The organism is Streptomyces sp. NPDC101152, from assembly GCF_044768275.1.
Taxonomy (GTDB): Bacteria; Actinomycetota; Actinomycetes; order Streptomycetales; family Streptomycetaceae; genus Streptomyces.
In genome coordinates, this window is record NZ_JBIWPO010000046.1 from 17907 (window position 1) to 30421 (window position 12515).

14 protein-coding genes are annotated in these 12515 nt (G+C 69.5%); 4 read left to right on the forward strand and 10 right to left on the reverse strand.

What is annotated here, in order from left to right:
- Positions 1–75 precede the first annotated feature (75 nt).
- The 7 genes from ACIRVK_RS36265 to ACIRVK_RS36295 all read right to left on the reverse strand — a co-directional run bounded on the left by ACIRVK_RS36265 (position 76) and on the right by ACIRVK_RS36295 (position 6837).
- Positions 76–771 (reverse strand): Mu transposase domain-containing protein, encoded by a 696-nt coding sequence (locus ACIRVK_RS36265; RefSeq protein WP_404254797.1) that lies wholly within the window; start codon positions 769–771, stop codon positions 76–78.
- Positions 684–1667 carry an IS701 family transposase gene (locus ACIRVK_RS36270; RefSeq protein WP_404254799.1) on the reverse strand — a complete coding sequence of 328 codons (984 nt, stop codon included), beginning with the start codon at positions 1665–1667 and terminating at the stop codon, positions 684–686. Before ACIRVK_RS36270 ends, ACIRVK_RS36265 begins: the two co-directional genes overlap by 88 nt.
- A 612-nt stretch (positions 1668–2279) precedes the next feature.
- A complete protein-coding gene (locus tag ACIRVK_RS36275; RefSeq protein ID WP_404254801.1) occupies positions 2280–3125 on the reverse strand; it encodes a helix-turn-helix domain-containing protein in 846 nt (281 codons plus the stop codon).
- Between the two features lie 105 nt (positions 3126–3230).
- Entirely contained in the window at positions 3231–4859 is a 1629-nt protein-coding gene (locus tag ACIRVK_RS36280; protein WP_404254803.1) for a CocE/NonD family hydrolase, read from the reverse strand.
- A 46-nt stretch (positions 4860–4905) separates the two neighbouring features.
- Positions 4906–5859 (reverse strand): alpha/beta hydrolase, encoded by a 954-nt coding sequence (locus ACIRVK_RS36285; protein WP_404254805.1) that lies wholly within the window; start codon positions 5857–5859, stop codon positions 4906–4908.
- 55 nt (positions 5860–5914) lie between these two features.
- Positions 5915–6376, reverse strand: coding sequence for a cupin domain-containing protein (locus ACIRVK_RS36290; protein WP_365835980.1), 462 nt, complete (start codon positions 6374–6376; stop codon positions 5915–5917).
- A gap of 2 nt (positions 6377–6378) precedes the next feature.
- Complete coding sequence (locus ACIRVK_RS36295; RefSeq protein ID WP_404254807.1) at positions 6379–6837, reverse strand: nitroreductase family deazaflavin-dependent oxidoreductase; 459 nt, start codon at positions 6835–6837, stop codon at positions 6379–6381.
- A 373-nt stretch (positions 6838–7210) separates the two neighbouring features.
- On the opposite strand from ACIRVK_RS36295, the gene ACIRVK_RS36300 reads away from it, so the two are divergent.
- On the forward strand, positions 7211–7432 hold the full coding sequence (locus ACIRVK_RS36300; RefSeq protein WP_404254881.1) for a type II toxin-antitoxin system VapB family antitoxin: 222 nt from the start codon (positions 7211–7213) through the stop codon (positions 7430–7432).
- On the opposite strand, the gene ACIRVK_RS36305 is transcribed toward ACIRVK_RS36300, so the two are convergent.
- Positions 7326–7679, reverse strand: coding sequence for a transposase (locus ACIRVK_RS36305; RefSeq protein WP_404254809.1), 354 nt, complete (start codon positions 7677–7679; stop codon positions 7326–7328). The genes ACIRVK_RS36300 and ACIRVK_RS36305 overlap by 107 nt on opposite strands.
- Positions 7680–7886: 207 nt before the next feature.
- Between ACIRVK_RS36305 and ACIRVK_RS36310 the strand changes: the two genes are divergently transcribed.
- Entirely contained in the window at positions 7887–9263 is a 1377-nt protein-coding gene (locus tag ACIRVK_RS36310) for an IS1380 family transposase (RefSeq protein ID WP_404254811.1), read from the forward strand.
- A 252-nt stretch (positions 9264–9515) separates the two neighbouring features.
- On the opposite strand, the gene ACIRVK_RS36315 is transcribed toward ACIRVK_RS36310, so the two are convergent.
- Both ACIRVK_RS36315 and ACIRVK_RS36320 read right to left on the reverse strand, forming a co-directional pair.
- Positions 9516–10409: a reverse transcriptase domain-containing protein gene (locus ACIRVK_RS36315; protein ID WP_404254813.1), complete on the reverse strand. Its 894-nt coding sequence runs from the start codon at positions 10407–10409 to the stop codon at positions 9516–9518.
- A complete protein-coding gene (locus tag ACIRVK_RS36320; protein ID WP_404254815.1) occupies positions 10406–10894 on the reverse strand; it encodes a hypothetical protein in 489 nt (162 codons plus the stop codon). The genes ACIRVK_RS36315 and ACIRVK_RS36320 overlap by 4 nt, the downstream gene beginning before the upstream one ends.
- Before the next feature lie 650 nt (positions 10895–11544).
- On the opposite strand from ACIRVK_RS36320, the gene ACIRVK_RS36325 reads away from it, so the two are divergent.
- Positions 11545–12096 (forward strand): TetR/AcrR family transcriptional regulator, encoded by a 552-nt coding sequence (locus ACIRVK_RS36325; protein ID WP_404254883.1) that lies wholly within the window; start codon positions 11545–11547, stop codon positions 12094–12096.
- 236 nt (positions 12097–12332) lie between these two features.
- Positions 12333–12461 (forward strand): hypothetical protein, encoded by a 129-nt coding sequence (locus tag ACIRVK_RS36330; protein WP_404254817.1) that lies wholly within the window; start codon positions 12333–12335, stop codon positions 12459–12461.
- Positions 12462–12515 lie beyond the last annotated feature (54 nt).

Here is a 12515-nt window from a genome sequence, read left to right on the forward strand (position 1 = left end):
GCAGAACCTCGACCGACGTCATCGACCGCAAGCCGCGCGAGTGCCGGTCGGGCTTCGGATGAGTGGTGAACGGGACTACCCAGGCACCCTGGTGTAAGACCTCAACGGAGTACTCCGGGCGGGCAGTCGGCGATACAGCAGAAAACCCCACGGCGCGAGCCGTAGGAATCCCCCTCCCTCCAGGAGGGGGAGGAAGTCAACACGGTCGTCGTTCGTCATGCCGACGGTCGCGAAGAGCCGCGTGGGGCCGTGCAGGAAGGCGGCGGCTCCGCCGTCGCCGGCGCTCTCGGGGGCGGGTTCGGTCTCGGTGCCGGCGACCAGGATGCCCTTGATGGTGCGGTAGGACGGGTCGCCGACCGTGGTGGCATTGGCGCAGGCGGCCTCCAGCCGCTCGTCGCCGTACTTCTTGCGCAGACCGATCACGCCCTGGGCGGCGCGGAGCCGGTAGAGCGCGTTGATCTCCAGCAGCTGGTCGATCACCTCACGGCAGGCGGCGCCGACCTGCGTGGACTGGGTGCGGCACCAGGTGGGAGTCCGCATATGGAAGGCGATCTTCTCCGGCGGGTAGTCGCTGCTGTGGGTGCGTTTGCCCTGCTCAAGTGCCGCGTGGGTCTTGACCAGTTCGCCGTCGTGGAAGACCTGCACGAAGGCTTGGGTGGAGCGGACGTCGACGCGCTGGCCGATCAGTTTCCAGGGCACCGAGTAGAGGGTGCGGCCCACCTTGATGTGGATGTCCGGGCCGACCGTCGCTGCACTCCAGCGGGCCAGCACGAATGGCGTCTTCGGCAGCGGCAGCAGCGTCTCGGCCTCGACGGCCTCGAACACCGACAGTGGAGATGCCCCGCCCAGCGGCCGGCACTGCCGCTGCCCGGCGACACGGCAGCCTGAACCTCGTCGGCCAACTTCCACCAGTCCGGCCAGGCCTTCTCATATTGGCGGGTGCGGCCGTCCGGCAGGGGCAGGGCCTCGTCCTTCGGGATCGCCAGTACGTAGCGGATGCGGTGCTCTTCCAGCCAGGCGCGCAGGGCGCGGGACTGCCCGTAGACCTCGTCGGCCAGGAAGTAGGAGAACGGCACCCCGGCCTTATCGGCGCGCTCCAGCATGCGCCGGGCGAGCTCCGGCTTGGTGGCCACTGCGTGGGCGCGTTCGGGCGGGATGCCCTGCTCGGCACAGCGCTGTTCATGGCCGGCGGTGGTGCCGGCCCAGGCCCGGCCGAGGTAAATCTCGCGGTCGATCAGGGTGCGGCCCCGGCTCGAGCCGTAGGACAGGTGCACGCTGACCTGGGCGTTCTCGATCCTGCCCGCAGTTCCGGTGTACTGCCGCTGCACGCCGGCGCTCTTGGCGCCCTTCTTGATGTCGCCGGTCTCGTCCGCGATCAGCACCGCGTCCTGATCGGCCAGGGCGGCGACGGCGTAGGCCCGGACCCGGTCACGCAACTCGTCGGCGTCCCACGCGGCCTTGGCCAGGAAGCCCTGCAGCCGGTCGGGGTTGGGGTGCCCCGCAAACTCGGCGAGCTGCCACATGTTCTTCCGCGGCACCTCGCTCAGCAGCCCGCGCACCATCGCCCGCAAGTTTTCTCGCGAGGCCGGACGGGCGAACACGTCGTCGACCGAGACGCAAAGCGCCTCCAACTCCCCGTCCAGCGACCGGATTTCGGCTTCACTCAACTCGCCATCTCCAACCGCCTCCGGCGGCAGCATCAGTCCCACGAATGGCCCAACGAGCCGACCGCCGTCACGTCAGGGGACCCCGACCGCCGCGGCCCGCGGCGCCGCCATCCGGCAGCAACTCCTCGGCCTGCACGCCCCCGTCGTCGCGGACGCCCTCGGTTACCACGACAAGACCACCACCCGGCTCCGCAACGAGACCGGAGGAACCTGGAGCCGGTACGCCTCCGGGGATCACGCACGGTCACCAGCGACTCCGCGAGCCGGGCCATGCCCAGAGCAGCCGCGCCCGGGTCGCGCGCGAGCAGTTCCTCCAGAGTCTCTCCCGGCAGATCCTCGACGATCGCAAGGTCGGCCGGGCAGTAAGCGCCATCGCAGTCGACGAGACGGATCGCCGGAACGCGGACGCCGAGCGCGTCCAGCCGCGCGTGCGCGGCCTGGAACAGATCCAGCCCGAGGCCGAACGAGAACGGGTCGGTGAGGTCGTCGTCGCCCTCGGCCGCCGGCGCCCCGCGTGACCGGACGCGCCGCCCGTGTCGCGTGACGGCCGAAAGGAGGACAGTGTGCCGTCCGTCCGGCCTGCTCGGGCGTCCCGGCGAGAGCCGCACCGGTTCACCGATCGCGGAGGGCGTCCAGTTTCTCGGCGTTGTCGGTTCCGTTGTCGGCCGAGTAGGTGACGATACGGAGGTCGGAGCCGGGGACCATGAGGACGTCGAGGTCGAGGGCCAGGTCACCGACCAGGGGGTGCTCGATGGTCTTGCGGTCGCCGCCGTGGAGGCCCGCGGTGCCGTTGGACCACAGGTGGGCGAAGCGGGAGCTGGTGTGCAGCAGCCGGTCGACGAGTGCGGTGAGACGGGCGTCGTGGGGGTAGACCGCTGCCGTGACCCGCAGGTCGGCGACGAGGGACTCCTCCTCGGCCTCGTCGCCCGCCCAGGAGCGTATCGGCCAGGCGGCGATGGAATCGACCCGGTGACCGCCGCTGGAACGGAACATCCCGGCGACGAGATTGCCCTGGTCCCAGCCGTAGGTACGGGGGTCGCCGACGGTGGTGGTCCACATCCGGTTCCAGCTGACCAGCGTCCAGTCGGCGGCGTAGACCGCGACCGGCGCATCGCTCAGCTGCCGGACGAGCCGATGCACTCTCGGCGGCACGTGCAGCGGTACGCCGCCGCCGGCGGGCGGCGCGAGACTGGCGCAGCGGAACAGGTGGTCGCGCTCGGACGCGTCCAGCCGCAGGGCCCTGGCCAGGGCGGTGACGACCTGGGCGGAGGGATTGCGGGCGCGGCCCTGTTCGAGCCGCACCACGTAGTCGACCGACAGACCGGCAAGCCGGGCCAGTTCCTCGCGACGCAGACCGGGAATGCGCCGGGCGGCGTCGGTCTCCAGTCCGCTCGCCAGGGGCGAAAGGCGCTCCCGCCAGCCTCGCAGGGCGACGCCGAAGTGGTTCGTCGATGCCATGCGATCATCATCGTTCGAATTCCCTGTCCGGACAGGACCGCCTTTCTCACTTCTGGGTAAAGCCGGGGAGGGCCGGGGAGGTCTGGCGGCGCCCCCGGTACGGCCCTACCGGGGGCGCGGGCGTTCGTGCAGGTGCAGCGCCGAGGGGTGCGACCTGTCGTGGTGGTAGGTGTCGGTCCCGGCTTTCTGGCCGTAGAAGTGGGTCATGGGGGCGTCGGTGATCAGTGAGTCCTGGTTGGTGATCTCCAGTCGGATGCGGTCGCCCGCACGGGCGAGGAACGACAGCGGCAGCATCTCGATGTGGAGTTCGTAGACCGTCCCGGGTTCCACCGGCTCCAGGGCGTTGTGCAGGTGGAACGGGCGCATGTCGCTGGTGAGTTCCGGGTCCTCGGCACGGTGGGAGGCTCGCAGCCAGCCCTGGCTGACCTTGATCGGCGACCCGGTTCCGGGGTCGCCGGGTACGAGGGAGAGCTTGACGATGACGTCCATGTCGGCCTGGTCCGTGGAGCCGTACAGCGTCAGCGTGGCGTGGCCGGTGAACTCACGGTCCTCGGTCATGGGCGCGGTGGTGAAGGTGTTGACGCGTGCGACGTGGTCGGGGACGCCGTTCTTGTCGAAGACCGTGACGCCGGCCATCCATTCCGGGTCCGGGTACGACCAGGAGGTGGACGCCCGGTCCGAGGCCGGCCCGGTCTCGGTGAGCGTCCCGTCGTTGAGGGAGTGGACGGCACCGCTCTGCTCGCCCGCGAGGTGGAAGGTGCTGGTCCGCACGTCCGGGGGCGGCCAGGAGGACGCCGAGCGGTAGGTGTCCTCGCCGTTGACGTAGAAGCGGACGTCGGGCTTGTCCATCGCGCCGTTGTCGGCGCTCTTGAGATGGTGGTCGTACCAGGGCAGCAGTTCGGTGCGGTGGAAGTCCTCGTCGAAGTAGTACCGCTGCGCGGCGGCGAAGCTGTCGGGGTGGGTCACCAGCAGTTTCCTGGGACCTCGCACGCGTTCGAAGCCGTAGAAGTTGCCGCGCAGGTGCAGCGCGGCCTTGCCCCACACGCCGATGGAGAACACGGGTATCTCGATCTTTGGCAGTTCCCAGAACGGTGAGCGGCGACGCTGCCACTCGTCGTCCAGGGGATGGGAGAGGACGTCGTAGACGAAGTCCTGCTTGTCGCCGATGTGGAAGTCGATGCCGTCGATCTGGTGCTGGACCAGCACCGAGCCGAAGAGCCAGGTGCTCAGGAAGCCCTGGACCGGTATGCCGCCTTGGTACATCCAGTCGCGGTACATGTCGGTGGCGCCGTCGTACGCGACGATCGTCCGCAAGTGCGGCGGGCGGGTGCGGGCGGCGTTCCACTGGCTCCAGCAGTAGTGGGACATGCCGATCATGCCGATCGCGCCGGTGGACCATGCCTCGGCCGCGAGGTGCTCGATCATGTCGTGGATGGCCTCGCCCTCACCGCGCGACACCGGGTCCCAGGTGCCCTCGGAGCGGCCGGTGCCGGGCACGTCCATGGCGACGTAGGCGTAGCCGTGGTCGAGGTAGAGCTGGATGGGGCCGTACTCGATGAACGGGAACACGGGGTGCTGCGGCAGGTGCCGCAGCGCCTTCTGGTAGGGGGAGGCGCCGAGGACGACCGGGAACGGTCCCTCGCTGTCGGCGGGAAGGTAGACGTCGGCGCGGACGAGATCTCCGGCGCGGGTGCGGACCTCGGTCTCGAAGGGCTCCACGTTCACATCGACCATGACGGTTGTGCTCCAGACTCCTCCGAGGTGTGCGGGGCGATCGCGGTCACGGCTGGAGCGCGGCGTCCGGCGTGGCGTCGGGTGCGGTGCCTTCGGCGGCTTTCGCGGGACGGGCCCAGTGGGTCCGGGTGAAGGCGGCGGCGGAGTCCAGTGCCTCGTCGGCTTCGTCGAGCAGGGCGGCGAACGCCTGGAAGACGTGGGGAACTTGGGGCCAGACCTGGAGTGCGACGGGTACGTCGTGGTCTGCGGCGCGTCCAGCCAGTCGTACGGCGTCGTCCAGCAGGATCTCGTGCGAGCCCACTTGGATGAGCAGTGGAGGCAGGCCCGCGAGGTCGGCGAAGACGGGGCTGGCCAGCGGTTCGGTGCCGGGCGTCCGAGCGAGGTAGTCGCGGGCGCGGGTACGCAGGGCCTGCGGGGTCAGCGCGGGGTCCAGACGGGCCTTGCCCGTCGCACTGGCGCCGGACACGGTGAGGTCGGCCCAGGGCGAGAACACCGTGGCCGACGCAGGCTGGGGCAGGCCCGCCTCCCTGGCCGCGACCAGCGTTGCGACGGTCAGGCCGCCGCCCGCGGACTCGCCGACGAAGGCGATCCGGTCGGCGGGGATCGCCTGGTCGAGCAGCGCGCGGTACGCGGCCACCGCGTCCTCGACGGCCGCGGGGAACGGGTGCTCGGGGGCCAGCCGGTAGTCGACGCAGACGGCACGGGCACCGCAGCGCCGGGACACGTCCGCGGCCAGGCCCGCCGCGTCGGCCGCGGAACCGATGGCGTACGCACCGCCGTGGAAGTACAGCAGCACGCGGGACGGATCGCTGCCGGGTGTGTCGACGGTGATGACGGGCACGCCGCCGAGGTGCCCGGGGGCGGTGGTGACATCCGCAGGCAGCGGTATCGAGGTCATCACCTCGTGGAAGACGGCGCGCGCTTCGGCCACGTCGCCTCCGACGTCGAGCGGTGCGTGGCGGAGCATCTCGTCGAGGGCGCGGCGTTGTTGCCCGGACATGGCGGTGCCTTTCGTACGGGGTGGATGCGCGGGTGGAGCGTGGGGGTGCCGGCGCTCAGCGCGGCGGGCCGAGGACGATCTGTCCGTACAGGTCGGCGGCCTCGGCCATCCGGTCCTTGGAGATCTCGAATCCTTCGGGCCGGGGGGCCGACAGGTCGCGTCCGGCGTGCCGGAACATGCCCTCGATACCGCCCGGAGTGCAAATCATCAACAGGTCCGCGGTGTCCGAGGTGATCCGGTAGCCGTGCGGGACGTTCCTGGGCAGGTAGACGATGCCGCCCTCCGACAGTTCCATCTCCTGGTCGTCCGACCACAGCAGCGCGGTGCCCTTGATGAGCATGAAGATCTCGTCCTCGCGGGTGTGCATGTGGTATGGCGGTGCCTCGCCCTTGGCGACGCTGAACCGCCCGACGGTCAGCTGGCCCTCGGTGGCCGCGCTGTCCAGGAGTACGGCGAACTGGCCTCCGTCGAGCCATTCGAGTTTCTGCTGCTGATCGGGCTGAGCGAGATAGGGCATGCTCACGACGACGTCCGTCCTGTGCGATCGGCGGGCGCTGTGCCCTCGCCGGTGGGAATGAGCGCGACGACGGGGATCACTCGTCGCGTCTTGCGCTGGTAAGCGGCAAAGCCCGGGTAACGGCGGGCCTGCTCCGCGAACGCGGTGTCGCGCTCGGCGCCGCGCAACTCCTCTGCCCGTACGGCGATTTCGTCGTCACCCAACTCGATCCGGACCTCGGGATGCGCGAGGAGGTTGTGGTACCAGTCCGGATTACGGTCGGAGCCCGCCTTGGAGTCGAAGACCAGATAACGGCCCTGATCGGCCAGGTACATCATCGGATTCACCCGGGCCGCGCCTGAGCGCGCCCCTATGGTGTGCAACAACAGCACCGGGGCCCCGGCGAACCCCCCACCCAACTGTCCGTGGTTCGCGCGGAACTCCTCGATATTGCGTTCGTTGAATCCGGCTGTGCCAGCCATTGTCTCTCCGGTGGGGGAGGGGGTGGACGGTCTGTGAGCTGGGCAGGGCGCGGTGCGCCGTGCCCACGCCTGGGCTCCGGGCCTGGATCTCTATGGTCCTCTTCGAGGCCGTCATGCTTCCAGACGTGAGGCTGAGACCAGCAGTACCACCTGGCGGTTTCAGAGCCTCGAGGCCGGCGGCCGGACCAGGACGGTCCTGGCCCTGTCGCCGAACGGGTGCTGGAAATTGAGGAGACCTGCATGCAGGGCTGGCGTGAATGCGAGAGCGGAGAGTGGAGAGCGGCGGCTCTCCGTGGGACTGCCCAGGCTCGACACCGCGCTGCGGGAACTGGCCGAATACTTCGTGAGATCGGACGCGGGCGGAGAGAAACCGATGGGACAGGGAAAACCCGCGGTACGGCGTGCGCTGGCCGAGGCCATGCGGCTCATGGGTGCCACGACGAAGAAGGAGACCATGGACGCGGCTCTTCGGAACTACGTGGCACGGGTCAAGAGGTTAGTACTACAGCCGGTGGTTTTACGGCCCGGCCGAGGTAAATCTCGCGGTCGATCAGGGTGCGGCCCCGGCTCGAGCCGTAGGACAGGTGCACGCTGACCTGGGCGTTCTCGATCCTGCCCGCAGTTCCGGTGTACTGCCGCTGCACGCCGGCGCTCTTGGCGCCCTTCTTGATGTCGCCGGTCTCGTCCGCGATCAGCACCGCATCCTGATCGGCCAGGGCGGCGACGGCGTAGGCCCGGACCCGGTCACGCAACTCGGCGGCGTCCCACGCGGCCTTGGCCAGGAAGCCCTGCAGCCGGTCGGGGTTGGGGTGCCCCGCAAACTCGACGATCGCCAGCTCCAACCGACTCCGGCGGCAGCATCAGTCCCACGAATGACCCAACGAGCCGACCGCCGTCACGTCACGTGAACGACCGGCTGTAGTACTAGCCTCGCGCTTTCACGTGGCAGGGTGTCCGGTGGATGATCAGAAACGTGAAGAGTGCTCCTGACCTGCAACGATGGGACTTGTCTAGGGTCCAGGTCGTCGCATGAAAGAAGCACTCTCCAGGTGAAGAAGCGTATCGGGTCCTACCCGCGTGTCCGTACCGAAGGCGGTAGTCGCGGGGTGGTCTCCCAGGCCGGTGGTGTGCTGCTCGCGGAAACGGTCCGCAAGACCGGCCTGGATCAGGCGATATCGGCGGCCCTGGGGCCGTGGCGCAAAGCACGGGCGGTCCATGATCCGGGCAAGGTGCTGCTGGACGTGGCGATCGCGGTCGCGCTGGGTGGGGACTGCCTGGCAGACGTGGGCATGCTGCGGGCCGAGCCGGCGGTGTTCGGGCCGGTGGCCTCTGATCCCACGGTGTCCCGGCTGATCGACGCGCTGGCAGCAAGCGGGAAGCGTGCGCTGACTGCACTGCGGCAGGCCCGCGCTCAAGTCCGTGAATACGTATGGGCTTTGGCCGGTGATGCTGCGCCGAATGCGGCCGGGCAGGTGGTCGTGGACCTGGACGGCGTGCTCGTCGTCGCGCATTCCGAGAAGCAGGATGCGGCCGCGACCTGGAAGAAGTCTTTCGGGCACCACCCGCTGATGGGGTTCGTCGACCACGGCCGAGGCGGGTCCGGGGAGCCGGTAGCAGCTCTGCTGCGGCCCGGGAACGCGGGCAGCAACACTGCCGCAGACCACATCGAAGCCGCCCGGCTCGCGCTGGCGCAGCTGCCGAAGAAGTACCGGCGCGGACGGCGGACGCTGATCCGCACCGACTCGGGCGGGGGCACCCACGAGTTCGTCGGCTGGCTTTCGGCCCGCGGCCGGTGGCTGTCCTACTCCGTCGGCATGACCATTTCCGATGCCATCCACGCCGCTGTCCTGAAAGTCCCGGCGTCGGCCTGGACGCCGGCCGTCGAGCCCGATGGCGAGATCCGCGACGGCGCCTGGGTGGCCGAACTCGCCGGCGACTGCCTCAAGGGCTGGCCCAAGGGGCTGCGGCTGATCGTGCGGAAGGAACGGCCGCACCCCGGCGCCCAGTTGCGCTTCACCGACGCCGACGGCATGCGCCTGACCTGCTTCGCCACCAACACCAAGAACGCTCCGATCGCCGAGCTGGAGCTGCGGCACCGCCAGCGGGCCCGCGCCGAGGACCGCATCCGCGCCGCCCGCGCCACCGGCCTGCGCAACCTCCCCCTCCACGACGCCGCGCAGAACCAGATCTGGCTGGAGATCGTGCAGATCGCCCTGGAGCTGCTGGCCTGGATGCCCTTGCTCGCCCTCACCGGCCAGGCCCGCCGGTGGGAGCCCCGCCGCCTACGGCTGCGGCTGTTCTCCGCAGCTGCTCAGCTCGTCACTACCGGACGCCGCCGCATCCTCCGCTTCGCTAAGCACTGGCCCTGGACCAGCGTGATCACCGATGCCCTGCAACGGCTCGCGGCCCTGCCAGACCCTGGCTGACCAGCAACTTCCCGTCCCTACGAGCAGTACCACCCCACCGGAGCCGTGGAACCCGGCGCCCACCCGACGCGACAGCCGGGCCACCAGCCTGCCTACCTGCAGAAATCTCCGCCCCGAACGAGCCGAAAGGGACCGTCAGCGAGCTGACGGCCCCTCATGTAGGGTCGGGGGCTGGCGCGGTGGCAGAGTACGTCTGCTCCGTTTCCAGCCCCCGCCGCATCGAACCGTGCGTGCGGTTTTCCCGCACACGGCTCACCGACGCCGTTCACCACCGGCATGCGGCCTGCCCCGCCAGTCCCGAAAGGGTCTGGGTGCAACGACGGTCCCGTGCAGGGCGACCAGCCCCAACGAGTCGGAGGCCGCGTAAGCGACCACCGACCAGCCGAACCTCCGGCTGCGCCGGTGCTTCTTGGCGATGAACCCGCCGATCCGCATCCGTGCGTACGAGCTGATCTGGTCAAAGCGATGGGCCGAGTTCCCGAACCGGAAATACGCGGCCCATCCGCGTAGGAACGCGTTCACGTCCTCCACGATCACTTTGACCGGCCGCAACATCCTGCGCCGCTCCGTGAGTTCACGGATCCGGTCACGAGCATGCTGCACCGCCCTGTCCGAGGGCCAGCGAGCGAGGAAGACGATCGGATGCCGCCCGCCGCGAGGCCGGGACGTGACCCAGCGGTGGTGGAAACCGAGGAAGTCCACTCCCTCGCCTCCGACCTGCAGGTGCACAATCCTGGTCTTGGCCGCCTTCGGCTCCAGGCCGAGTTCGGCCAGCAGGACCTTCAGCTGCCCAAGGGCAGCCTCGGCCTGCTCGCGGGTAGTGCACATCACCACGGCATCGTCGGCATAACGGACCAGGACCCCATGACCACGCACGTCCCATGCCCGGTCCAGCCGGTGCAGATAGACGTTCGCCATCAACGGTGAAACCACACCGCCTTGTGGGGTGCCGGTCACCGGCCGCCGGACCTGCCCGTCCTCCATCACCCCGGCCCGCAGCATTACGCGCAGGAGTTTGAGGACCGACCGGTCGCAGACGCGTTCCTCGACCGCCTGCATCAACTTCTCATGGTCAATCGCCTCGAAACAGTTGGCGATATCCGTCTCCACCACCCAGCGCCTGCCCCGCCAAGCCTCGTCGATCAAGACTTGGAGGGCAGCGCCCCGCGCCTGGGCCTGAACCCGAACGAGCACGGGAGCATGTCGGCCTCGAAGACCGGCTCGAGCACGATCTTCAGCGCCGCCTGCACGATCCGGTCGCGGACGGAAGGGATCGACAGCGGTCTCTGTTCCGCGGTCGTGCCGGGTTTCGGGATGAACACCCGGCGAGCGGGCAGCGGCCGCCAGCGGCCTTCCTTGAGTTCCACGGCCAGTTCGTCAAGGAACCGGTCGATGCCGTACTCCTCGACCTGAGCGAGAGTGGTGGCGTCAATGCCCGGAGCGCCATTGTTTCGACGCACCGTTGCCCACGCGCGCCGCAGGACGTCCCTGCGGTGGATCTTGTCTTCCAGCGCGTGGAACCGTCGTCCGGGATCGGCCTTGGCCGCCCGGTAGAGCGCATGCTGCAAGGCTCGGACCGGATCCAGCTTCAGGGATCCCGACGTGGCGGAACCAGCCAAAACGGCACTCACCAAGCCCCTCCAGGCAACCTGCGCATCGACGAAGCAGCGGCCCTTCCCTGGCCGGCGGTTGTGTTGTCCGCCGGCTCGTCGCGGTACTACGGCCGCCTCCGACGCCCACCCGACTCACGTCCCCTTCCCGAGGTGCACCCGGTTATAGGACGCGCAGCTTCCGGCGGCGTCTGTCCGCAGGCCGCCGGGCCGGGGAGGGCCTCCCCAGTTCCCGCTGTCACCGTCGCAACGTTCCATGCCCCATACGCCGGGGAGTCCTTCACGGCTGCATCTCCAGGATCTTCGCCGCTTCCATGGCCTTCGCCCTGATTTCGGGAGCTCGGCACTCCCTGTCCCCGCCCCGAGAGGCGGGCCTCTAACGACGCCGCAGGCTTCGCGTGATGCTACGGACCGCTGCTTTGCTCCCCCTTACAGGGCTTTCGACACTGGGCTTCGACGCCGGGCGTTTCCCCCCGACGCCGCCAGTCTGCTACCGGGCCTCCTGGCAGCTACCCGGACCGGACTTCCACCGGCAGGCGACAACGAGCTTACGACTCAAGATCTACTACGTCACGAAGACCTCCGAGTCTGCTGGGCGCGCGCAAGATCGAGGCTAGATGAATGAACACTCACTTTAATTTAGCAGTCGCGCCTGCCGCTGACCGCTCGTCATATCCCGTCGTACGAGGAGGAGTTGTGCCCAGGGTCAGCCAGGAGTACCTGCGGGCCCGCCGAAGAGGCATCGTGGAGGCGGCGCGCGCCAGGCGTCGGGACTGTCGACCGGCACGTTCTACCGGTACTTCCCCAGCAAGGCCGCGCTGGTGGCCGAGATCGTGAGCGGCCGGGACGGCACAGAGGACGGCGGTTTCCCCGCCGACGAGACGCCGGGAGACCTGCTGCGCCGGTTGATGTCCTATGTGACGCCGCCCGGCGCGTCCGCGGACCACGCACGCCTGATCGTCCAGATCTGGGCCGAGGCGTCGACCTCCGGGGAACTGGCGGCCGTCGCCGTGTCCCGGCACGCCGCGCTGCGCGACCACTTGGCGGGTCTGTACGCGAGGAACCGCGAGGGCGTTGCCGGGGCCGGGGAGCCGACCGCCGCGGACAGCACCCGGGCCGAGGCGGCCTTGGCCGCGCTCATCGGCTACGCCACCCTCGCCGCCGTCGACGCGCCGGCCGATTTCGCCGCGCTCGGCCGGCAGATCGAGACGGCGTTCGCCTGAGCCCGGCCACGCGTCGGCGCCGGGGCCCGGTCCTCCTGGGTCGAGAGCCCGCGACGCCCCGGGGCGGAGGACGCGACGGGGTCCCGCTTCCTGTCCGTCCCTTCCGCCGGTCCCCCTGCCGTCCAGGCCTCCCAGAGCAGGGTCCTGACGGCCTCCTCCGATTCCTCCGGCTCCTCGGGGTCATCGGGTTCGGTGTCCTCGCCCGGGACTGCCGCTCGTTCGCCATCCACGACCTGGTGACGCAGGAGGCGATCGACCGCTACGGGGACCGCCTCGACATCGTGCTGGTCGACCTGGGCAGCCGCCACTTCCCGGTGGAGTCCCCCGAAGCCACGGCGAAGCTTCTGGCCGGGGTGAGGGGCTGAGGAGGCGGGGTCTTCGACTGCTGCTCTTCGACGTCGAGTGAGTGAGCGTAGCCA